Origin of the sequence: Rickettsia tillamookensis, from assembly GCF_016743795.2 — a bacterium.
GTDB classification, from domain to species: domain Bacteria; phylum Pseudomonadota; class Alphaproteobacteria; order Rickettsiales; family Rickettsiaceae; genus Rickettsia; species Rickettsia tillamookensis.
Map to the genome: position 1 here is coordinate 674475 of NZ_CP060138.2, position 25326 is coordinate 699800.

The window sequence follows — 25326 nt, forward strand, 5'->3', positions numbered from 1 at the left end:
AACTCTTCATTTACTTGGAGCATTGAATGAATAAATTTAAAAATATTGCGGTTTATGGGGGAGGGAGTTTCGGTACTAGTCTTGCTTCTTTAGCAGCACAAAACTGTAATAATGTTACTTTATTTTTACGTAACGAGGAAATAGCAAAAGAAATTTTACATAATAAAACTAACGTAAAATATTTAGGGGATATTAAATTACCTGCTCATTTACAGGCTACTACAAACTTAAGTGTAATTAAGGATTTTGAACTAATTATTATTGCAGTGCCGTCTTACGCTTTTGATGACTCAATAAAATTATTAAAAACTCACGGCATTTCTAAAGACAATACTCTTCTAATCGCAACAAAAGGTTTCGCTCGTAATCCTACCGAACTATTTTCTGATAGGTTAAAAATTCTATTACCGTACAGCACTACAGCATTTTTTGCAGGTCCGAATCTAGCGAAAGAACTAGCTAAAAATTTACCGGCTTCCGCAACTATTGCAAGTTTAGATATAGATATAGCAAATAAAATAGCCAATAACCTAAGTTCAAAAACTTTTACGACGAATACGACAAGCGATATTGTGACATTACAGGTAGCAGGAGCGTTGAAAAATATCTTTGCTATTAAAAGCGGAATTGATTTAGCAAAGAAGCAGGGCGAAAATGCAAGAGCAACGCTTATAGTAGCTGCCTTAAAAGAAATTGCTATTTTATCTAAGGCTTTGGGTGGTATGCGAGAACTTTCAGACATATACTCCTATGAAATGAAGGATTGGGATACGAAGTTCAACTTGGAAAAGAGCAAGGAGTTTGCACGCCGAGGAGCGGAGCGTACAGAAGTATGTGAGCATCCGAGGTCTTACAAAGACGACGTAGCTAATTTTTCAAGTGGGGCGAATATACTATTAGAGGCTGGAGTAGTAGGCGATTTAGTCCTTACTTGCTATTCTTTAGGCTCACGCAATACAAAATTCGGTTATGAGCTTAGAATTAGTAGCGATAAAAAGAAATTTTTACAGGAATATAAACAGCTAGTAGAGGGAAGAGAAGCATTAAAATTAGTTTTAGATTTGATAAAAAAATATAATTTACGAATGCCTATAATTTCCGAAGTGGCTTCGTGTATACTCGTTTAATTTGAAAAATAGGTAGACGAAGATCAACTTCAAAAAGAGCAAGGAGTCTATAAGTCGAGGAGCGAAGCGTATACTAATACGTGAGCACCGCAAATCTTATAAGACGACGTAGCCAATTTTTGAAGTTCATCGAGTATACTACAGCAATCTCTTCATCTGTTCTTGCTCTAATTTTTCTTCTTTATCTAGTTTATTTAAAAATTCTTTATAAAAACCATTTGTTATATATACAAGTTCCATTTCGGTATTTAATTCAGAAAATTCAAGTATGATTAAACATTCACCATCTTTGAAAGTAACCACTTTATCATTTTCTTCTTCTAAACTATATTTATCTTTTAAAATGTTATAAAACTCTTCAAACTTATTTTTATCTATAGTTAAGATAACGGCTTCTATTACATTAAAATCATTACATATTACTAAAGCTTTAGATATAGTTTTTTCGTTTGGTTCTATATAATAATTATATCCTTGCCAATAATTAGGTTCTTTATTGATGATTTTGTATTTTTTTATTAAATCTATATTGGTAGTTTTATTTAATTTAAGACCAAGCGGCATAGGATTAGAATAGGTATTTAAACAAAAAAATATAATGAATAAGGGTAATAGATTTTGCATAAATAATATGAAAATTTTATATTAAATTAGATACCTTAAATAACATAAGATTTTTTAAATTTCAATTAAAAATTTATTTTTGTCTGATGAAGTAAAAATCTTTACAAAATTTAGTGAAAAAAAATAAAACCTCATATATTATAAGTAATTATATCTTTAGCTCATTACATGATAATCTTTAGTATAGTTTTTTTTAAAACCGTTTCGGTATTATTAAGTGTAGTAATAGGATTCTTAGCAGGTAAATATTCAAATGTTGAAAGAGATAGTATCTCTTCGTTACTATTCTATTTTATATCGCCTATAGTATTTTTTACGATACCTGCTAGTACAACCTTAACACTTTCGGCATTAAGCGTTACAGTCGTAACATTTGTAATTGCAACACTATTATCGCTTTTTTCTTATTATTTTTTTGGTAAATTTTGGCAAGATCATACCCGTAATATTATAGCTTTATCTGCAGGTACGGCAAATGGCGGATATTTTATGTTGCCTATAGCTGCAGCACTTTTCGATGATTATACATTAAGTATTTACATGATGGCTGTTATAGGAGTTAATATTTATGAATGTTCCGTCGGCTTTTATATTTGTATGCGAAGTTTTGCAAATACCACCGATAGTATATTAAAAGTAGTAAAATTACCGATTTTGAACGCTTTTTTCTTGGGATGTTTATTTAGTTTTTGCGGTTTTACTTTACCGGATTTTTTAGATGATTTTATATATAATATGAAAGGCTCTTTTTCGATACTCGGTATGGTGATGGTGGGCCTTGCTCTTTCATCTCTACAAAAATTTGAAGTCGATATAAAATTTACTCTTGCTACGTTTGCTGCTAAATTTTTATTCTATCCTTTGGGAGTAGGGTTATTTATCATGTTTGATCATTTTGTAACAAAATGGTATAACAATGATTACTATAATGCTCTAAAACTACTTTCTACGGCACCACTCGCAGCAAATACTATAGTTATAGCGAATTTACAGAAATTTTATCCTGAGAAAGTTGCAGCTACCGTGTTTTTATCTTTGCTTTTTGTAGTTATATATATGCCGACAATGGTCAGTATATTTTTAAGTGACTTAAATTAATAACATGATGACAATGATTTTTTTAAAATTTATTCTAAATTGATATTAATAGGTTCATATGAAAATTAATTCAATAAAAATTGGTCCCTATATTAAAGATACATTATTCTTTTTTAAAAGACTAAATATTAAAAAACCTATTTGGCTCGGTACTTCAATGGGCGGTATTATAGGTATGGTACTTGCCAGTAAATATAAAAATATTTTTAAAGCCCTAATATTAAATGATATCGGGGCATTTATTGATGCTGCTCCTTTAATTAAAATTGGAGGTTATGCTAAAAAAACGGTACTCTTAGATGATTTGGCTAGTGCAAAAGAACATTTAAAACTTATTTATGCCCAAATAGGTATTAAAGATGAAGAAGATTGGGATTATTTAACAAAATATAGCGTAATTTCTACATTTGGCGGAAAATATAAAATGAATTATGATCCTGCTATAACAAAAGGAATGAAAAATGCTAGTAACCAAGAAGATGTTAAACTATGGTCCGTATGGAATAAAATAAAATGTAGAATATTAGTAATTCATGGGATGAAATCTCAAATTTTAACAAAATCTACTGTTAAAAAGATGAAAGAAACAAAAACTTTTGATCTTTATGAAATAAAATATGCCGGTCATGCTCCTTCCCTAATGAATCCTGAAGAAATTAACTATGTCAAATCTTGGTTAGAGAAGAAGTCTTGAGGTCGTTTCGGATACCAAATCGTCATTGAGAGGAGGCATTGTTGCGTGGACCTGTTTACCCGTCATTGCGAGAAGAATTACGTAGTAATTCGACGAAGCAATCTAGTAAAAAATTCTGATTTACAGAATTTTTTTAATTATTTTTACTGGATTGCCACGTCGCTTCGCTCCTCGCAATGACGATTAGATATCCACGCAAGCAATGCTTTGCAAGAATGACATAAGAATCATTTAAATAAACAAACAATAATTATGAAAATTAATACTAAAGTACTAATAATAGGTTCAGGTCCTGCGGGTCTAAGTGCCGCTATTTATACGGCTAGAGCCGCTCTAAAACCAATATTAATTAATGGTATGCAGCCAGGCGGGCAGCTTACAATTACCACCGATGTTGAGAATTATCCTGGATTTGCGGAAACGGTGCAAGGACCTTGGCTTATGGAACAAATGGCTATGCAGGCTAAAAATGTCGGTACAGAAATTATTAGTGATTACGTGGAAAAAGTGGATTTATCAAAAAGACCTTTTAAAGTATTTACCGGAGTTGGGAATGAGTATGAAGCAGAAAGTATAATCATCTGTACCGGTGCGGAAGCAAAATGGCTTGGTATAGCTTCAGAGCAGGAATTTCGTGGTTTTGGTGTTTCGGCATGTGCTACTTGTGATGGTTTCTTTTTTAAGAATCAAGAAATAGTTGTAGTAGGGGGAGGAAATAGTGCAGTAGAAGAAGCTTTATACTTAACCAATCATGCTAGCAAAGTTACTATAATACATAGAAGAGATAGTTTTAGAGCTGAGAAAATATTACAGGATCGATTATTTAAAAACCCTAAAATATCGATAATTTGGGATCATGTAGTAGATGAGATTGTAGGTAGCGATAAACCAAAATCCGTTACCGGAGTTAAAATTCAAAATGTCCACACCAAAGAGATTAGTTTAGTGAATTGTAGCGGTGTATTTATAGCTATCGGGCATGCACCGAATACGGGGCTATTTACCGGACAAATTGCAATGGATGACGATAATTATATCATCACGAAGTCAGGTACAACTAAAACTAGCGTAGAAGGGGTTTTTGCTGCCGGTGACGTTCAGGATAAAATTTATAGACAAGCAGTAACTGCTGCAGGTAGTGGCTGTATGGCTGCTCTTGAGGTAGAGAAATTTTTGAATAAATAATAAAATTCCTAAAAAAAAGACATAATCATATAAAAATTCATTAATTTTTTTTAATAAATTCTTGTATTAAAAATTATAGCAATATAATCTTTCTTTCTAATTTTATAAAATAGAGAGGAATTATGCCTACACAGCACTTAACTTCAGAGAAAAAATGGGAAATTTTTTTAAAAGCTATAGGAGCAGAAATAGGAGTTACAAAGGTAACTGATAATAAAGTTATTTTTAAAACAACTTCTAATGACTTAGAACATTTTCGTACATTATTAGCATCCCCTGATGAATTAAAGAAGAATGTGATACATGCTTTATTTAAGGATAATAAGGAGAATACAGTAGAATCTGAACTATATAGATACTTCAGATATAGAAATAGGAGAGTTATTTTATAAGCTAGTAGATGGTGATCTTATAACAGAGTATGGTTTGTCTAAAATTTTAGAAACAATAAGATTAGAAGCTGAATTTAATAAAGAATTATTAACTGCTGAGATTCAACTCTCTTGTGGAAATCCAATAAAACATAAAATGGATGAATCCAAACTTGAGACACTACAAGCCGTTATAAGTGATGAAAATAAATTATCAAAAATTTTAACAGGTGAAGCAACACCGGCTACAGATTATACCTATCCACCTACTGAATTTTCTAAATTAATATCCCAAATTATTTCTCATAAAGAAAATAATAGCTTAACTTTTACTCTAAATAACGGTGCAGCAATGCAAGCCGTTCAAGCTTATAAAATTGACGGTAAACCACCTATTATCGCTTCTAATTTGGACGGCAGATTTATCCTTGATAAGCAATATTTATTAAAATATTTATTTCCGATATTTAACGGTTTTGTCTGGCAGGAAAACGGTAAATTTCCTATTATGTTTTCTTCTAAAGACCCGGAATATCTAAATACTAATAATAATCATGAAATTACTTTATTAATAGATATTAGCGGTAGTATGAAATATACTTTTAGTGATTATAAAAGTAATATACAAAAGATACTAGCTAAATTAGTTGAGATCCCTAATTGGAAAATTAATATAGTTTCATTTAATGATCAATCTAGCATGGAATCTTTTTCTGATAAGGAAAACTCTCTTGAAGATATTAAGAAATATGTAGAAAATTTAAATGCTGATGGATATACAAGATTATACGGTACCGTCAAAGATGCTTTAGAATTATTGAAAGAAAAAATAGATATACATTCTACTATTATAGTATTTACTGATGGAAAGAACGAAGGAACTGACTGTAATACAACACAACAAGAGGTTATAGATTCTGCAATCTCTGTAATACAAAACCCTCAGTTTAATATGTATGCGGTAGGATTTGGTGAGAACTACAATAAAGAATTTTTTGAAGAAATTGCAATGCGTGGAGGATTTACTCATATTAGTTTAAGAGATCCGAGTGGTATGAAACAGCTTGAACAATATATTGACAATATTGAGCAAAAGGTGGTTATTTGGAAAATATTAGGAGAACAATTAAATTTGATAACACGAGTACAAGAAGGTGATGTTTTTATTGGAGATAAAGTAGATACCGATAAAGAAATTACGTTCTCTAAAGACGGTCAACAATTCACGATTGGAGTAGAGGAGTTTGATGCAAATATTGCCGGCGTAGTAAGAAGTTGTTACGATGAAGTAGCTTAATTGTTAGAGTGTCATACCGTGGCTTGTCCACGGTATCCAGAAAAATAACTAAAAATACTAATAATATTAGTATTTTTAACTGGATTCCGTGAATAAATCACGGAATGACAGCGGTGGAATTGATCCACGCCCAACACCTACTCGCAATGACGGCTTAGTATCCAAGCAGACAATGAGGAATTTATGAACTTACTTAAAAATATTACGGGAAAGAATTATATAAACGGTGAATTTATAGAGTTCGGGAAGCAAATATCCGTTATTAATCCTTCGACCTTAAAAGAAATTGCTACAGTTCCAAATTTAGGATTATCTAAGATTAATTCAGCAATTAATAATACGGTGCAAACTTTTTCTTCATGGTCACAAAGTTCGTTTGAAGAAAGAATAGCGATTCTTAGAAAATGGTATAATTTAGTAATCGAAAATATTGATGAATTAAGCCATATATTAACTCTAGAGCAGGGTAAGGTACTCTCTGAATCCAAAAAAGAAATTCTATACGGAGCATCTTTTATTGATTGGTATACATATGTTATACATAATATTCACGGGACCATTAAACCGGGCAGTAGTAAAGCTCATAAAATTGTTACGCAATATGAGCCGGTTGGACCGTCTGCGGCTATAACTCCTTGGAATTTTCCAAATGCAATGATTACTCGTAAGGTAGTGCCTGCAATAGCTGCAGGCTGCAGCGTTATATTAAAACCGTCAAGTCTTACGCCTCTATCAGCTTTAATACTTGCGAAATTTGCAAGCGATGCCGGTTTGCCAGCCGGAGTATTTAACGTGATTACCGGTGATTCGGATGTTATAGGTAAGTCTTTTTGTGAAGATTTTAGGCTTCGGAAATTATCATTTACCGGTTCTACAAATGTCGGTAAAATTCTATATCAAAATGCCGCAAATACTCTAAAACGTTTATCTTTGGAACTTGGCGGCAATGCTCCTTTCATTATAACGGCAGATAATGAGTTGGAAAAAGTAGCAAGCGATTTGGTAGTTGCTAAAACTAGAAATAGCGGGCAGTCTTGTACTTCACCCAATAGGATATTTATAGAAGAATCTATATATGAAAAATTTATAGAAATTCTAAAGGCTAAATTTACTAAGCTTAAATCTGGTGACGGATTTGATAAAGCATCAGATATAGGTCCGTTAATTAACTCTGCTGCCATAGAAAAAATACAAAAGCTACTTGCTGATGCACAAAATAAAGGAGCTAAATTAATTTGCGGCGGTAAAGCTGTTGATAATTTTATTGAGCCTACTATTATTATTGACTGTTTGGATAATATGGATATCTTTAGAACAGAAATATTCGGTCCAGTGGTTGCGTGCTATAAATTTAAAGATTTGGATGAAGTAATAGAACGTGCAAATAATACCGAATACGGCTTGCAAGGATATGTATATTCAAATAATATACCTGTGGCACAAATGATAGCGTCTAAGCTTGATTTTGGTATGGTATCAATTAACGACCCGTTACCTGCAAATGCAAAAGCACCTTTTGCAGGGCGTAAAGCTTCAGGCTTTGGAGTTGAAGGCTCATTTGAAGGGATATTTGAATATCTAAATACTAAATATATAAATTTACAGAATATAATATAATAAATATGCACATATTTAGCGATGTTACGTCTGAATTAAAAGAGCAAATAGAAAGCATTATATCTATTATTTATGATCACAATGGCTCATTAAGTAATGAGTTAAATCAAATATTAGAAAAAAATGTATCATTACCGATGGAGTATTTTTATCCTATAACAAACCTAATAAAAATATTTAGTAATGCTGATATTAAACTACCTCTAGATCTTTGTCGTACTTTAAGTACAGTACTACAAAATTTTTATAATGATCATTATGAGGAAATTGTAGGAGAAGAAGAGCCGGATAGTGATTTTGAAAACTTCACGGAAGATGATAATAACTTAAACAATATTGATATTCTAGGGGTGGATGAATAATAACACTCTAAAAATCTCAATAGTTTTACCGGTTTATAATAGAGAGAAGCTATTACCTTTTGCTATTGAGAGCTGCCTTAATCAAAGCTTTAAAGACTTTGAGCTTATTATTATTGATGATTGCTCAAAAGATAGTAGCGTTATAGTAGCTAGGAAATATGCAGAGCAGGATTCACGTATTAAAGTAATAGTAAATGAGAGCAATAAAAGATTACCGGCAAGTTTGAATGTGGCTTTTAAAGAGGCCAAGGGAGAGTATTTTACTTGGACTTCAGATGATAATCTTTTCCATGAAAATGCTTTAGAAAAAATGGTTAAGACACTTGATAATTCACCTGAGATAGGGCTTGTATATACTGATTATACTTTAATCGATGAGCAAGGTAGTATAGGTGCAAGACTTTATCAAGAACCGCCTGAGTTTTTACCGATTAGAGATTGTGTCGGTGCATGTTTCTTATATAGAGCCGATTTAGCAAGACAAATAGGGGGATATAATGAAAATATGCAGTTGGTGGATGATTATGAATATTGGCTTCGTTTTGGACTTGTTACGAAATTTGCTCATATACCGGAATCTTTATATTTCTACCGAGTACATGATCAAAGCTTAACAATAGAGCGTAAAATAGAAGCAAAACAGGCCAAAAGAGCTTTAAAAGAATTATTCAAAGATAAATATATTATTCCTGCTGAGATTAAACCTATAAATGATTTATATAATTGGTTTATTGAAGATAGAAATTTAAGCTCTTATTTTAGGTTATTTAAAATAATTATTTGTAGTCCGATAATTACTATTTCTTATATTATTAAAAATCTGAAAAGAATCAGGTGATGCTTTAGAATAGTGTCATACCGTGGCTTGACCACGGTATCCAGTAAAAAACCTAAAGTAGCTAGTATTAATTATTTTGTGGATACCGTGGTCAAGCCACGGTATGACAGGTACAATGCAAAATCAAGATTTCATACATACATTAAATCCACAACAGCAAAAAGCAGTTCTTCATACTGAAGGACCGCTTTTATTGCTTGCAGGTGCAGGGACAGGTAAAACAAAAGTACTTACCTCAAGAATAGCTAATATTATTCACCAAAATTTAGCCTCACCTCAAAATATTCTAGCCGTTACTTTTACTAATAAAGCTGCTAAAGAAATGGCTGAAAGAGTTAACAGTCTAATTAATTGCTACGGTCTTAATATAGGCACTTTCCACTCAATGGCAGCTAGGATATTACGTGACCAAATTGAGCATTTAAATCTTGGTTTAAATAATAGATTTACTATTATTAGTCATGATGATCAATTAAAACTAGTTAAAGATATAGTAAAACTAAAAGATATTGATACTAAAAAATATGCTCCTAAATTAATACATATCATAATTTCGAGATGGAAAGATCAAGGATTATTACCAAGTAAACTATCAGCATCAGATACTAATTTACCGTTACAGAGGGTGGCAAAACTTGTATATGAAGAATATCAGAAAAATTTACTTATTTCTAATGTTTTAGATTTTGGAGATTTGCTACTTTATAATAATGAGCTTTTTATTAAAAATCCTGAAATATTAAGATATTACCAGGAAAAATATCGATATATTTTAATCGATGAATATCAAGACACTAACGTTGTCCAGTATTTATGGGCAAGAATGCTCGCAAGTTTATATAAAAATATTTGCTGTGTAGGGGATGATGATCAATCTATCTATGGTTGGCGAGGAGCGGAAGTCGGTAATATATTACGTTTTGAAAAAGATTTTGCAGGTGCAACGATTATTAAATTAGAGCAGAATTATAGATCAACTTTGCCAATACTTGCTGCTGCTTCCAATGTTATTAATAATAATAAAAACCGTCACGGTAAAACGTTATGGACGGATAGGGAAAGCGGTGAAAAGATAAAAATTATCTCTTGTTGGAGTGATAAAGAAGAAGCAAGATATATAGCCGGCGAAATAGATAAATTAGTGAGAGAAGACCGATATAATGCCGGCAATATTGCAATATTAGTACGAGCCGGATTTCAAACAAGAAGTTTTGAGGAAGCGTTTATAAATAGTGCGATGCCTTATAAAATTATAGGCGGTTTACGGTTCTATGAACGTATGGAAATAAGAGACGTGCTTGCTTATATCCGTATATCTTTAAATCAAAATGACAATCTAGCACTTGAGCGTATTATAAATGTGCCGAAAAGGGCAATAGGTGCCGCTAGCTTAAATAAAATTAGAGTCTATGCACTTGAGCGAAATATTTCTAATTTCGCAGCCATTAAAGAAATGTTAGAAATGGGCGAGATTAAAGCAAAATCATATGAAACTCTAAAAGATTTGGTTACTAAAATCGATAATTGGCACGAAAGATTTAGTATAGATGCTCCAATAAACGTGGTTAAAGCAATACTTGATGATTCCGGTTACCTTGAAATGCTTCAAGAAGAAAAAACCGAAGAAGCATTCGGTAGAATCGAAAATATTAACGAAATGCTTAGAGCTATTGCTGAATTTAACGATATTCACGATTTTATCGAACATTCAAGCTTAGTTATGGAAAATGAAGTGCTTGAAACCAATTACGGTGGCTCTGTTACTATAATGACCCTGCATGCAGCTAAAGGGCTTGAGTTTGACGTGGTGTTTTTACCGGGTTGGGAAGAGGGGGTGTTTCCGTCTCAAAGATCTCTAGACGAAGATGGTGAAAAAGGCTTAGAAGAAGAACGCCGCATTGCTTATGTCGGCATTACGAGAGCTAAAAAAGACCTTTACATTACTCATGCGGAAAGCCGAAAAATATTTTATGAAATAGTCCGTTCTTACCCTTCAAGGTTTATAACCGAAATCCCTGACGAGATTACAATCAAAACCTCTTCTATAAAAAAATACAATTCTTTTTATAAGTTTTAATTAATTTTCATTCATAAATTTTAAAATGGTTTGCATTCTTTAACTAATTATTATCTAATTTAATTAATAATAATTAATAGAGGGAGTAATATGCCAAGTGCCAACGAAATAATGTCGGGTCTAACTTCAGTAATTAGTGCTGTAGATACATATAGTAGTAGAATAGCTGAAAGCAATCCTGTAAATAAAATTCTAACAAGCTATGATGCATATCTTGGAGCGGTAGCACAAGGAAAAGAAGGAATCAGAAATTATTTACCTTCAGAAGGAATTGATTCATTAACAAATGATATTAATAAGCAATTTGAAGCTTGTGTAAAATTGGAAGGTTCGCCGCTAAAACAAGCTAAAATGAGATTTGCAGCCGCAAATTTAGAAGCTTCTTTAAAAGGTTTTGAGCTGCCTCTAGAAAAGAATACAGCATTTGATAATTTGTCTTATGCCGGGTTAGAGGAAAAAGAAGTTTTAGAGAAAGCCATACCCGCAGTAAAAGAAGCTATAATTAAATTAAACGGTGAAACTGTTTCTAGAGAAAAATATGCTGAAGCAGTTATCAATGAAGCTTTGAATAATTTGAAAAAAGATCCAAAAATTTCTGCTGAATTACTTAAAAAATATGAGAATTTTATTACCCAAGGCGATAAAAGTAAGAAGTTTGTTAATGGAGAATTTCAGCCGGCAGTAATTCCGGGAAAAACTGATCAACTTGCGGAAGAAGCTATTAAAGCTGCTAATAAAGCTAAAGAAGCAATGAATAAAAATGTGATAGAAGCAGAACAAGTGACTATAGAAAATCCATATGCAGTTATAGATAATAAATTGAATACTAATGATAGTAAACTTGCAAATGATAATTTAAAAATTAAAATTGAACAGTATTTTGCCCCATTACTTGAGAGCAATAATCCTGCACTTGTTAACGGTACTAAAAAAGTATTATCAGAGCTAAATCCTGGATATTTAACTGAACACGGATGGGGAGAAAGTATAGCATTAGAATTACAAAGAGTAGCTAAACCTAAGCTATGGCAAAGAATAGTAGCAGTTTTTACCGGTACGGATTATGCTCAAAAAAATATAGATAAAGCAGTCGCTAACTTTAAAGAAAGTAATAGTCGACATATATATATGAAAAATTTGCCGGAAGAACTAAAAAAGGAAGAACAAGCACCAAATAAAGAAATCAATATCGTAACAGCAAAAAAAGAGCAAGGTAAAGAGCAAAATAAAACAATATCCCAAAGCTATGAGTCTTCTATATCAACCCCTATATCCCATGTTGATAAGCTTAATAAAAGTAAAGAGAGTGGGCAACAGTCAGGGCATAGTAAATAATGATTTATATGATAATATAGTTGCGAATTTTTAAGAAGTTTGATAATTTGGTTCTCATTATATCAAATAACTTAATAATGAGTATTATATGGCAGAAATTATAACTAATATAAATGATACTATTGAAAAAATTAAAAAAAACGAGGAAGTAACTGAGATATCGGCTGCAGTAAAAGGTAAAATAGGTGATATAAAAAACGTAGATAGTAGATTAGATACTTTGAATAAAAATATTGTTACTCTAGACCCTATTCAACAATATTTACAATCTGAAGAATATATCACTAGTACGCTTGAAGTACTTGCCAGTAAAATTATTAGTGAAGTTGTAGAAAATAAAGATATACAAAAATTAGTAGATAATTTGCATATCAATTTAGGACAAGATACAAAACTAATACCTAGTGCAGCAGATAAGTTAAAGTTTGATGTTGCAAGGGCTGAAGCAGCACTTAAGGGCTTTGTACTTCCTCTAAATAAAGGAGGACCTTTTGATGAATTATCATTTATGGGTATAGAAAATGAAGAAGAAATCTTTGCCAATCCTATAAGAGCAACTAAAGAAGCATTAATAGCCGTAAGCGGAAATTCTATACCTAAAGAGCAATATGCACAGGCTGTAAAAGATAAAGCTATAGAAATCTTAAAACAAGATCCTAAAAACACTCCGGAAAAACTTGAGAAATATGAAAAATTTATTATTCAAGGAGATAAAAATCAAAAATTTAATGAAGATAGTAAGCAGTTTATCCCAAGAGTAAATCAATTATCTCAAGCGGAATTTAAGGAATTACAAAACGCAGCCACTTATACGGTTCAGCAAATTAGTAATAGATTAGAAAAAAATAATAAAATTAGTAAGCAATTAGAACAAACTATTATGCTTACTAACTCATCAGGTATAAAGAATCCTGAAATAATAATAAGGGAATTAAATAAGTTAGATTCTACTTATCTAACTGAAAATAGTACTAAAATAGCCACTGAATTAAAAGATATTAATGATAGAGGTACTTCTTTATGGGAAAAATTTAAATCAATTTTTACAGGGAAAGATTATTTAGGACAAAGATTAGAAAAAGTTGTAAATGAATATATGATTAAAAGTGATGAGTATGTAGTAAAAGAAATTAATAATAAAATCTTTTCAAATGCTTTAACAAATCCTGAAATTGCTGAAGGTCTAACAAAATTTTTGAATGAAAATAAAGATAAAGCAGCAACTAATCCTGAATTTAAAAATTTAATTCCTAGTACGGGTGAGCCTATTATAGTTCAACCGCAACAAGTTAATAATTTTAATTTAGCGGAACTCAGAAAAATCAATCCAATATCATTTGATAAAACCATATTTGAAGATTTAATAAAACTAAGAAGTTCTAATATAAAACCTCCGCAAACTACTCCTAATACTTCTACTAAAAATCAAGAAGCAGTAAGAAGTAAGGGTTAAATTTTAATATGCGTTACATGTCATCCCCGCAAAAGTGGGGCGTTGTTGCATGGCTTGGTTTTTGTGTTGTCATCCCGTGATTTATTCACGGGATCCAGTTAAAAATACTAATATTATTAGTATTTTTAGTTGTTTTACTGGATACCGTGGACAAGCCACGGTATGACATCCAGTACGTTTTTCAAGCCATGCAACAACACTCAAAGCCTTTTGCAATAACAATATTTACCTTTAGTTAGGAATGGTTGGCGGAACGGTTAAATATTCCTCCTTCCATAGCTCGTTATAAAGAATAGGGTCGATATTACCGCCTGAGATTAGTACTAGTAATTTTTGAGGTTTGGATTGTGTTTTTAACCAATTTACCACTGAAACCATATTTATACTACTTGACGGCTCGCATATAACTTTAAGTAAATGAGTAAGCCACGCCGTCCAGTAATATATTTCATATTCTTCTGCTAAATAAAAATGATCAAGTTTTTTCAGATATTCAAATGTACGAGCTGATACACTCAAGGTTTTAAGACCGTCTGCGATGGTAGTCGGTGCATCATCAAATCTATATATTGAGCCGTTTTTAACTGATAAATAAGCATCATTCGCCGTAAGAGGCTCTGAACCTATTAACAAGCTTGTAGGTGATATTAATTCCTTGGCAAGATATGAGCCGGAAATTAAACCGCCGCCGCCGCAAGAGGCAAAAATAGCATCAGGACTAAAGCCTAGCTGCTGTAATGCTTCATAGCATAACGTGCCTGCTCCTGCTATTGTAGAATCACTATCGGAAGGATGTATATAGTAAAATCCTTGCTTTTCATCTTCTTTTGCTTTTTCTTCCGCTTCTTGTCTAGTATTTGTATATATAACTTCACCGCCGTAATAAAGGGCTGCTTGCTGTTTTACTTTTGAAGTATTTAACGGTAAATAAATCCTTGTTTTAATACCGAATAATTTACTTGCATAAGCAAGACCAATCCCATGGTTACCCGTACTATAACCGACTATTTTATCAGGTAACTTTCTTTGCTCTTTTAATTCCAATAAATGATTTAACACTCCTCTAACTTTGAATGCACCGGTTTTTTGTAATGATTCAACCTTAAAAAAAATCTCATGACCGAGCATCTCATTTAAGCTTTCAGAGTGAACGATCGGAGTTAAATGTAGATATTGTTTTATTCTATTATGTGCAGTAGCTACATTTTGAGAAGATTGTAGTAATAAATTCATAAATATAATTAATAAAGATGGCTTGAAATCGCATTTATACTATATTATATAGTTAATAATTAGAAATTTTAAAAGGTTTTAATTGATGAATAAAAAATCCCTGCCGCTTATGGCATTACGAGATATGGTAGTATTCCCGGGAGTAATTGCTCCTATTTTTGTGGGTAGGCAAAAATCTCTGCAAGCACTCTCTCATACTACCCTTTCCGAGGAAGATAATAGTAAATATATTTTAGTAACTTTACAGAAAAAATTTGATCAAGAAAACCCTAGTAAACACGAACTTTATAACACAGCTATACTTGCCAAGATTATCCAAATAGTGAAGTTGCCTAATAATACGGCAAAAATCTTAATAGAAGCAGTAGCAAGAGTAAAGCTAAGCAATATCAAAGGTGAAAAAGCTTTTGAAGCAAATTATGAAATTATTCCGGATGAGGAAATATTTGACGTTAATAACATGCGTTCATTAGTGGATAATGCAGTACAATTATTTAGTAAATATGCGATTAATGATAAGAAAGTTAATGCGGAAATTATTGAAACTATCAATAAAGAAATAAGTAATAGCACTAATTTTATAAATATTATAAATATATTAGCTTCACATCTGATAACTTCACTTGAGGCAAAGCAGCATTTATTAGAAGAAACTAGTCCTTTTAAGCGTATCACTACGGTTATTAGTACGCTTACTTCCAATATAGTAAATTCAGAAACCGAGCAGGCATTGCAGCAAAGAGTAAGAAAGCAAATCGAAAAAACGCAGCGTGATTATTATCTGCACGAACAAATGAAAGCTATTCAAAAGGAGCTTGATGAAGATAAATCAGAACTTGCCGATATCGAGAAAAAAATTAAAAGTTTAAAATTATCTAAAGAAGCTAAAGAGAAAGCAGAATCAGAGCTTAAAAAACTCCGTAGTATGAATCAAATGTCGGCAGAGTCGGGAGTGACGCGTAATTATCTTGAGACTTTGCTAAGTTTGCCTTGGGGTAAATACGATAATAGTAAAATAGATATTAACCAAGCGGAGAAAATTTTAAATCGTGACCATTTTGGACTCGAAAAAGTTAAAGAACGAATTATAGAATATTTAGCGGTATTACAGCGTTCAAGTAAAATTAGAGGACCTATATTATGTTTAATCGGTCCGCCAGGGGTCGGTAAAACTTCGTTAGTCAAATCTATTGCCGAAGGAATGGGCAGAAAATATACTAAATTTGCTCTCGGTGGTGTTAGAGACGAAGCAGAAATCAGAGGGCATAGAAAAACTTACCTTGGATCAATGCCCGGTAAAATTTTAGGTCAACTTAAGAAAGTTAAGACTAGTAATCCTGTAATGCTGCTTGATGAAATCGATAAAATGAGTTCTGACTTTAGAGGTGATCCGGCATCTGCTTTACTTGAGGTATTAGATCCTGAGCAGAATAGTCACTTTGTTGATCATTATCTAGAAGTGGAATATGATCTATCAAATGTAATATTTATTGCTACTGCTAACTCTCATGATTTACCTAGAGCTTTAAGTGATAGAATGGAGAAAATATATATTTCCGGTTATGTAGAGGAAGAAAAGCTCCAAATCGCCAAAAATTATTTAGTGCCGAAACAATTTAAAGCACATAAAATCAAAAAAGATGAAATTACTATATCCGAAGCAGCAATTTTAGATTTAATTAGATATTATACCAAGGAATCAGGTGTAAGAGCTTTAGAACGTGAAATAGGAGCGTTAACTAGAAAAGCATTAAAGCAAATTTTAGCAGATAAAAGTGTTAAGCATATTGCCATAGATAGTAATAATCTTGAAGAATTTTTAGGGGCTAAAAAATATAATTTCGGACTTGCCGAAAAAGAAGATCAAGTAGGAAGTACCACAGGGCTTGCTTATACTGAAGTAGGAGGAGAGCTTTTAACTATAGAGGCTTTAGCATTTCCAGGGAAGGGTGAAATAAAGACCACCGGAAAGCTCGGTGATGTTATGAAAGAATCGGCAATGGCTGCCTATAGTTGTTTTAGAAGCAGAGCAACAAATTTTGGATTAAAATACGACAATTATAAAGATTTTGATATTCACATTCACGTACCAGCCGGAGCTATTCCAAAAGATGGACCGTCTGCCGGTTGTGCTTTGTTTACTACTATTGTTTCGTTAATGACTAAAATACCCGTACACCGCACTGTAGCAATGACCGGTGAAATTACTTTAAGAGGAAATGTTTTACCTATCGGTGGTCTTAAAGAGAAGTTACTTGCTGCGAGTAGGGGAGGGATTAAAACCGTATTAATTCCTGAGGAGAATGTTAAAGACTTAAAAGATATACCGCCGAATATAAAAGAAAGCCTAGAAATTATATCCGTGTCAAACATAGACCAAGTACTTAAGCATGCTTTGGTAGAAACGCCGATAAATAAATAGAGTCGGTCATACGACTTATAGTACCGGATAATTTTTAAAAAGCCCTCAATGTCATCTCGCAAGCTTGTAGTGGTATCTTAGGATACAGCCTGCGGTATGAGATCCCGTGGTCAAACCGGCGTTGTTGCATGGCTCGGTTTTTTTGTTGTCATCCCGTGATTTATTCCATAGTACCGGACAGTTTTTAAAAAACTCTCAATGTCATCCCTGCGAAAGCAGGGATCCAGGCTAAAAAATCTTTAATTTTAAAGATTTTTTATTATATAGTTTTTGTAAAGTAAAGCTTTTAAAAAAAGCTTTACTTTACTGGATTCCCGCCTATGCGGGAATGACATAGAATAAAAATCGTCCGGTACTATAGATTTATTCACGGGATCCAGTTAAAAATACTAATAATATTAGTATTTTTAGTTGTTTTACTGGATACCGTGGACAAGCCACGGTATGACACCGAGCGGGTTTTTTGAGCCATGCAACAAAGCCGGTTAAGCCACGGGATGACAAAGCAAAGTACTGGATTCCTGCTTTCGCAGGAATGACATTGGTATCCACGCGGGCAATGCTTTCTCGCAATTACGGAAAAACCGAGCCATGCAATAGCACCGCAATCTTTCGACTGTGGTTCAATCCATAAAATTTATTACTTTCTTATAAATAATCCCAAAAATCTATTGTTGTAAAAAAGTTGCTACAAATTATTAATCATTACTAATTATTAATTAAAATTAACTTTATCTATATAAAATATATTAATATTTTTTAACTAATTACTAATATTTTTTAAAAAATAATTAATGTATTGGGGTTAATATTAATGAAAAAATCAAAAATATTAAGAAAATTTTTAGCAACAGCATCACTGTGTGGAACATTATTTACTAGCTCTAATGCTGCAGGAGCAACAATTCCTAATCTTGGTAGTGTAAGCTTGAGTACCGGTACCGGTCTTGTAGGAGGAGTATTTAATAACGGCGATATTATTCAAATAGCGGTTGGAGGGCTTGGAATTAAAATATCGGCAGATAAAGCAAATGCTGTTGTTGGCGGGATAAATACATTAATAGCACTACCTGCTTTTGGTGGGGTTGAGGTAAGTCAAAATTATCAATAGGTCCTCTTAGTGCAACAGTAGGGCTTACTCCTAATTTCGGTCCTCTTAAATTTATTAATAATAATGTTACCTCAATTATTACCGGAGTCGGTACTCAAACATTTAGTAATATAGATTTTGCCGGTAAGAATTCTACTTTACAAATTAATAACGGTTTAAATATTACAACTCAGATAGATAATACGGTAGCCGGAAATAACGGTATAATAACTTTTGCAGGGACAGGGACTATATCAAATAATATAGGCTTAACTAATTCTCTTTCTCAAATAAATGTAGGAAACGGGGAAGCACAGATTTATATGCCTGGAGCAGGTAATAGCATAATTAATGCTGCAAATATAAATCTTACTAACAATAACTCTATACTTACTCTTTTTGACGGTAATGTAACGACGTTAACAGGTAATATAAATAATACTACCGGAGTTGACGGTCAAGGGATACTAAATCTAGCTCATGATTTGGCCAGTGATAATATAATAACAGGCGATATAGGTAATATAGGCTCATTAGCCGCAGTAAATGTTTTACTTGGGTCGGCAACACTTAATTCTACAATATTAAAAGCTACTAATATTAATTTACAAAGTAATACATCCGTACTTAATTTAGATGACGACATAATTGTTACGGGTAATATAAATGGTGCTAACGGAGTAAACGGTACATTAAATTTTATAGGGAATGCTACGCTTAACGGAAATATAAATAATTTAAATATACTTCAGTGTAGCGGAGGTAACGGTAAGATTCTTGATTTACAAGGTAATACCACGGTAAATAGTCTCATTTTTGCAGATAGTGCAGCAGCTTCAGGGACTATAAGCGTTAACGGTCTATTAGATGTAGGAGGTATTACTTTTAATAATAGTAATGCTAGCGGCGGTACTTTAATAATAAATACCGAAAATACAATCAATGTTGCATTATTAAACGCTATAAAAGCAAAAATACAAATAAATGCTAATTTAACAATTAACGATCCAAGTGCCGGCGATATAGGTGATATTATGAATAGCGGATAATACGACATATACAATAGATGCAGCAAATGGGAATGTAAATTTGCTAAATAACGGTGCTAAGATAATATTTGAAGGACCAAATTCAGAATTAGATTTAGTGAATACTAGTAACATAAATGATAGGCAATTTACCTTATATAATAATTTAAACAAATCTGGCAATGATGAATATGGAATAGTGAGAATAGGAGCAACCACAAAAGACCTAACTATAGCAAATAACGGTGGTCCTTATACTATAGGACAAGATAATACGCATCGCCTTAAGGAGTTTATAGTAGACGGAGCAGGCAATATCGTAGTGGATAATACGGTGTTTACGAAGTTACTGAGCATGAACAGTACGGGGCAGGTAACATTTAATCAAGCTTTAGATTTAGGTGCAGGCGGTAATATTGCTTTTGGAGCAGACGGTACTCTAGTAGTAAACGGTGTAACCGGTTCAGTTACGACTTCTGCAAATAATCAAGGAACACTGGCAATACAAAGCGGTAATGTTACCGGTACGATTGGAGCTAACGGCAGCAGCTTAAAACTTGTAAATATCGGAGCAAATCCCGTTACGTTCTCAGATAACGTATTTGCTCCTGTAGCTTTAAATAATAATGGTTCTACCCTAACTTTAGCAGATGGAGTTACGCTAACCGGAGTAGTAACCACTACTGCAGGCGATGGTAGTGGTAATTTAATATTTGCAGGTGGCGGAACGGTAACAGGTAGCGTAGGAGCAAATGGAGCAGCATTAGAAGAAGTAATATTCAACGGTGTAGATAATATAGGCGGTACAGCTAATGCCACAACTTTTACTGTAGCAAATAATGCAGCAAATGCTACAGTTAAGGGATTAATAACTGGTAATATAAACTATGATGCAGCCGGTACAGTAACGGCTACTAAAGGACTTACAGGAAATATTGATTTTAAAGGTATTAACGGAACATTTAATTTAGAAAACGGTAATGTAATTACCGGAGCAGTACTTAGCACCGGCGGTATAGGCGGTACATTGAATTTTATAGGTGACGGGAATGTAACGGGGAATATAGGTACGGATGCTGCAAATAGCCCTGCTAATATAAATATCCAAGGCGATAATACAAAAAACGTAACTATAGCAAATGATATATTTGTAGGTAATATTAACTTTACAAACGGTGGAGTATTACAGCTTGGCGGGAATCTAACCACCCCTAATATTGATTTCGGAGCAAACGGCGGTACTTTAGAATTTAACGGTAATAATACATATAACTTAAATGCTGTTATAGCAAACGGACAAAACGGTATATTAAACGTTTTCACTACCTTGAAATCTACTGAGGCAAGTATCGGTACGGTTAAAACGATTAATATAGGACAAGTAGGAACTCCACAAAACTTTACCGTTCAAGTTAATAATGGAAATTTAGCTCTTTTAAGTAGCCCAAATAGTAGCATTAATTTTGGTGATGCAGATTCACAATTAACATTAACCGCTCCCGTAGATCAAACTATTACTTTTGCTAATAGTTTAAAAGGTATAGCAAATGGCGGCGGTATTGTTACTTTAGACGGTAACGGTAATAATTTAACCGTAAGCGGCAATAACGGAGCAACACTCGGTAGTAAAGGTAATGAATTAGCTAGCTTAAATATTCTAGGAAAAGTTACGATTACTAATAATTTAGATGTCCAAAATACTCAGCAGTTAAATATAAAAAACGGTGCGATATTTACTGATCAAAGCCTAACATCAGCTGAAATCGCAAAGATAAATATCGGTGAAGTGGCCGGCAGTGCTACTTATGCTTTAGATGCTATAAACGGTGATTTTGACTTAAATACCGGCGGTATGGTATTTGAACATCAAGATTCAGCATTAGAACTTAAAAATAGTTCAAATGCTAATGACCGTACTATAACATTAACAGCTGCTTTAGATCCCGGTAATGATCAATTCGGTATAGTTGAGCTAACCACTAATACTCAAAAGCTAACTATTGATAATGGCGGTAATGCGGCTTATACGCTCGGTACTGTAAACCACAGGCTAAAACAATTAACTTTTTCTAGTACCGGTAATGGTGCTATAGCTTTAAACGTAGGAATCAATGTTGAAAATATCGCTTTGAATGTTAATGCAAATGTTCTTTTTAACAAGAATACAACATATACGGCAACAGGCAATATAAACGGTAATGTAGATTTCCAAGGTAATGCAGGGGTAATAAATCTTAATGACGGTATAAAAATTGATGGTATCGTTACAAGTACCGGTAATGTGAACGGTACATTAAATTGGGGCGGAGCAGGCGAAGTTACCGGTTTAATCACTAATATAGCAATGCTGAAAGCAGGAGCAGGTGATGTAGCACTTTCTGCCGGCGGTAATTATTCTATTACCGAAATTCAAGGTAACGGTAATAATGATTTAACCTTTGCTGCTAATTCAAACTTAACCGGCGGTATTAATACTAGCGGTGGACAGGCGGTAAATTTAGTCTTTACTAACGGCGGTAGCGTTAGCGGTTCTGTCGGTTCAAATGCAGCAGTCGGTGATATTATGATACAAGCAGGGGCGGTAAATTTCGGCAGTACAGTTAAAAGCGGTAATGTTATTATATCGAACGGTGCTACGATGCAGGTTAATAATAACGTAACTGCTACTGATATCTCAGGCGAGAATGCTAATCAAGGTACTTTAAAGCTAAACAATCCTGCACCTATTAATATAACCGGTACGGTTGGTAATAATAATAGCTTAAGTACGGTGGAAGTTGCAAATAATGATGCTACCGTTACGGGCGGGCTAAAAGTACAAAATATTAACTTCTCAAATGCCGCTCAAGCAGCTACTTTAACTTTAGGTGCAGTAGCACAAGTTACTAATATTACTACGGCAGGAAATAATATCCACACTTTAGCGGTAACGGATTTTGATACCGGTAACGGTGTTATCGGAGCTGCAAATAACAGATTAAAAGCGATAGAATTAACGGGCAATGGCACAGTTACGGTTAATACTAAGAATTTCTTTTCAGGGATTACTAGCACAAATAACGGACAAGGTAATGTAAAGCTAAATATAGACGGTGGTATTGCTTATGATTTAGGTAGCAATCTAGGTAGTTTAGCAAGTGTACAAGTTAGTGGAAATAGTACGGTTAAAGGTGATGTATATTCTAAAGATATTAATATAGACGCAGGTAAAACTATAGATTTTGATAGAGGTAATAATAACACGAATCCAAAAAATTTAGCCGTACCTGGGGCTATAGTAGATTTAGACGTGTTACCTCGTTCTCTCTCACTATTTACTTACTTAACCGATATTAAATCAGATAATTTAAATTTTGCAGATGCTACGGCCACGGCAAATTTCAAAGATGCAGTTTTAATAGATGCACCTATTGATAACGGCGGTACTTTAAAATTCAATGAAAATGTTTGGTTAAAACAAGAAATTAAAAATGCAGAAAGCATAGAAATTGCTGCTAATAAATTCATGTTACTTGAGAAAAATATTAAAGCAGGCACTTTAATTGCTGATGAAGCAAATTTAGTATTGTTAAATAATTTAGAAATGAACACTAATTTGAATGTTAGAGACGTTGTATTAGATGTTGCTACTTATGAACTAAAATATACAGGAAATGTTATACATAACGGGTTGCTTACTATTATTACTCATTTTGATACGGCATTACAAAAAGGCGGTCATATATTAGTCGGTAACGGTGCTAATGTTGATATGTCCGGTTTAGATAATTTAATAGTTAAAATTAAATCACGATCTGATATTACTAAAATTACCTCAAATACTAAACACCAAGTAATAAGCCTTGAAGCGGGTGCAACATTTACTCCTGCACCTCAAGCTAAAGTCACTATTGATGCAAGCGGTGAACAAAACAGATTTGTAAAATGGGTCAGTGATCCAAACGGTCTTGTATTACTTGCAAATACCGATAACGGAGGCGGAGAAAGTGGCAACGGAGGAGGTGGCTCCGGTGGAGGCGATAACTCCGGAGGCGGTGGTGCCGTCCCTATTTTTGATCCATCTCCTATCCTAGATGATACTAAAAACAGTCCAGTAGCTTCCGGTATTGCAAATCAGTTGGTTAATAATATTAAGGGTTTTGGCAATAATACTGATGCAGGTAAATTATTTAACGATTTAGGTTTTATGTCGCCGAGTAGAGTTTCTGAGACCTTAGATAGACTTGGTCACAGGACAAATACTAATGGAATTAACGAAGGAGTGGGAGAGTTTAACGGTATAGAGATTGAGGATTTATTAACCGATATAGCAATAAATATGGATAACCTTACTTCTGAAGGGATTGGCAATAGGTTAGAAGAATTAGGTGATGAAAATACTTTAAGCGGTCTAAATGAGCCGAATTCTAATCAGAATCGAAGAAGACGTACTACTACTAATCAGGCAGCAGTTGCGGCAGGTGATGAAGATAATATCGGGACAGGCATTTGGGGCATACCATTCTATGGCAAAGCAACGCAAAAATCTAAAAACGGTTCAAGTGGTTATAAATCTAATACCGGAGGCGGTATAATCGGTTTTGACTATAATATTGATAATTCTATAGTTATTGGGGCTGCTTATACTATGGCCGATAGTAAAGTACGGCACAAAAACGATAAAAACGGCGATAGAACCAAAGCTAAAAGCAATATATATTCTATCTATGGGCTTTATAATTGGCTTACTAATAACTTCTTTGTTGAAGCTATAGGTTCATATGGTAGAAATAAAGTCAAAAATTACGAAAAACGTTTGACTTCTATTAGTGATCAAACTGCAATCGGTAAATTTACTAATACTTCTTATAGCGGGGAATTAATCGGCGGTTATAACCATCTAATGTCCCATCTGACAACTATAACTCCTATGCTTGGGATTCGTTATGCTACATTTAAAAATAATAGCTATAAAGAAAGCGGTACTAATTTCCAAAATTTATCTATAAGAAAAAATTCCTATAATAAATTTGAAACTATATTAGGTTTAAAGGGCGTAACTAATTATTTAGTACAAGATATAATGATAAAACCTGAATTACACGGGTTTATAAATTATAACTTTAAAGGTAAATTACCGAATATCGATGCACGTCTAGACGGTATAGACGGACCGCTTACAACAATTAGATTTAAACCTGCAAAGATAACCTATAATTTAGGTGGCGGTATTTCTACTAAATATAATATGATAGAATTCGGTATTAGATATAATTTATCTCTTGCGAAGAAATATATGGCAAATCAAGGGTCTTTAAAGATTAAAGTGAATCTATAATAACCCAATTATCCATAATTTTTGTTCTAACTAATAGGTTATTCACTTAATTTTAATAGTTGAGTTTATATTAGACTTGATTAGGGCTTTTATTAAGCCCTATTATGCCTTAATATCGGTTTAATTAACTGAGTATTATTTGGCAATCATCACCTAAC

The 25326-nt window shown here is 33.1% G+C and carries 14 protein-coding genes and 4 pseudogenes; 14 read left to right on the forward strand and 4 right to left on the reverse strand.

The features are described from left to right. Nucleotides 1-26: 26 nt before the first annotated feature. Nucleotides 27-1127 (forward strand): NAD(P)H-dependent glycerol-3-phosphate dehydrogenase, encoded by a 1101-nt coding sequence (locus H6P87_RS03240; RefSeq protein WP_410528057.1) that lies wholly within the window; start codon nt 27-29, stop codon nt 1125-1127. A 138-nt stretch (nt 1128-1265) separates the two neighbouring features. Here the strand turns inward: H6P87_RS03240 and H6P87_RS03255 are convergent, their stop codons facing one another. Next, nucleotides 1266-1751, reverse strand: coding sequence for a hypothetical protein (locus H6P87_RS03255; RefSeq protein ID WP_202070009.1), 486 nt, complete (start codon nt 1749-1751; stop codon nt 1266-1268). Between the two features lie 168 nt (nt 1752-1919). Here H6P87_RS03255 and H6P87_RS03260 point away from each other — a divergent pair, with 168 nt between their 5' ends. The 11 genes and pseudogenes from H6P87_RS03260 (at nt 1920) to H6P87_RS03310 (ending at nt 14078) form a co-directional block, all read left to right on the forward strand. After that, nucleotides 1920-2849, forward strand: a complete 930-nt coding sequence (locus H6P87_RS03260; protein WP_011271009.1) for an AEC family transporter — start codon at nt 1920-1922, stop codon at nt 2847-2849. Nucleotides 2850-2934: 85 nt separating this feature from the next. Beyond that, nucleotides 2935-3543: pseudogene (locus tag H6P87_RS03265) on the forward strand (alpha/beta fold hydrolase); the annotation flags it as partial. A gap of 252 nt (nt 3544-3795) precedes the next feature. Further along, nucleotides 3796-4728 (forward strand): thioredoxin-disulfide reductase, encoded by a 933-nt coding sequence (gene trxB, locus H6P87_RS03270; RefSeq protein WP_202070010.1) that lies wholly within the window; start codon nt 3796-3798, stop codon nt 4726-4728. Between the two features lie 122 nt (nt 4729-4850). Continuing rightward, on the forward strand, nt 4851-5120 hold the full coding sequence (locus tag H6P87_RS03275; protein ID WP_246438075.1) for a hypothetical protein: 270 nt from the start codon (nt 4851-4853) through the stop codon (nt 5118-5120). Between the two features lie 34 nt (nt 5121-5154). After that, on the forward strand, nt 5155-6396 hold the full coding sequence (locus H6P87_RS03280; RefSeq protein ID WP_246438076.1) for a VWA domain-containing protein: 1242 nt from the start codon (nt 5155-5157) through the stop codon (nt 6394-6396). A 183-nt stretch (nt 6397-6579) separates the two neighbouring features. Next, nucleotides 6580-8013, forward strand: coding sequence for an NAD-dependent succinate-semialdehyde dehydrogenase (locus tag H6P87_RS03285; RefSeq protein ID WP_202070011.1), 1434 nt, complete (start codon nt 6580-6582; stop codon nt 8011-8013). 5 nt (nt 8014-8018) lie between these two features. Next, nucleotides 8019-8375, forward strand: coding sequence for a hypothetical protein (locus H6P87_RS03290; protein ID WP_202070012.1), 357 nt, complete (start codon nt 8019-8021; stop codon nt 8373-8375). After that, nucleotides 8368-9213, forward strand: a complete 846-nt coding sequence (locus H6P87_RS03295) for a glycosyltransferase (RefSeq protein WP_202070013.1) — start codon at nt 8368-8370, stop codon at nt 9211-9213. The genes H6P87_RS03290 and H6P87_RS03295 overlap by 8 nt, the downstream gene beginning before the upstream one ends. A 103-nt stretch (nt 9214-9316) precedes the next feature. Next, nucleotides 9317-11290, forward strand: coding sequence for a DNA helicase PcrA (pcrA, locus tag H6P87_RS03300; RefSeq protein ID WP_202070094.1), 1974 nt, complete (start codon nt 9317-9319; stop codon nt 11288-11290). Nucleotides 11291-11380: 90 nt separating this feature from the next. Next, on the forward strand, nt 11381-12625 hold the full coding sequence (locus H6P87_RS03305) for a hypothetical protein (RefSeq protein ID WP_202070014.1): 1245 nt from the start codon (nt 11381-11383) through the stop codon (nt 12623-12625). A gap of 88 nt (nt 12626-12713) precedes the next feature. Continuing rightward, on the forward strand, nt 12714-14078 hold the full coding sequence (locus tag H6P87_RS03310) for a hypothetical protein (protein ID WP_202070015.1): 1365 nt from the start codon (nt 12714-12716) through the stop codon (nt 14076-14078). Between the two features lie 25 nt (nt 14079-14103). On the opposite strand, the pseudogene H6P87_RS07525 reads toward H6P87_RS03310, so the two are convergent. Both H6P87_RS07525 and H6P87_RS03320 read right to left on the reverse strand, forming a co-directional pair. Then, a pseudogene (locus H6P87_RS07525) lies at nt 14104-14272 on the reverse strand (MFS transporter); the annotation flags it as partial. A 37-nt stretch (nt 14273-14309) separates the two neighbouring features. Beyond that, nucleotides 14310-15311, reverse strand: a complete 1002-nt coding sequence (locus H6P87_RS03320; protein WP_202070016.1) for a serine/threonine dehydratase — start codon at nt 15309-15311, stop codon at nt 14310-14312. Nucleotides 15312-15396: 85 nt separating this feature from the next. On the opposite strand from H6P87_RS03320, the gene lon reads away from it, so the two are divergent. After that, on the forward strand, nt 15397-17733 hold the full coding sequence (lon, locus tag H6P87_RS03325) for an endopeptidase La (protein WP_202070017.1): 2337 nt from the start codon (nt 15397-15399) through the stop codon (nt 17731-17733). A gap of 376 nt (nt 17734-18109) precedes the next feature. Here the strand turns inward: lon and H6P87_RS07305 are convergent. Further along, a pseudogene (locus H6P87_RS07305) lies at nt 18110-18209 on the reverse strand (permease); the annotation flags it as partial. A gap of 338 nt (nt 18210-18547) precedes the next feature. Here H6P87_RS07305 and H6P87_RS03340 point away from each other — a divergent pair. Then, nucleotides 18548-25168, forward strand: a pseudogene (locus H6P87_RS03340) (autotransporter domain-containing protein). The last annotated feature ends 158 nt before the right edge of the window (nt 25169-25326 follow it).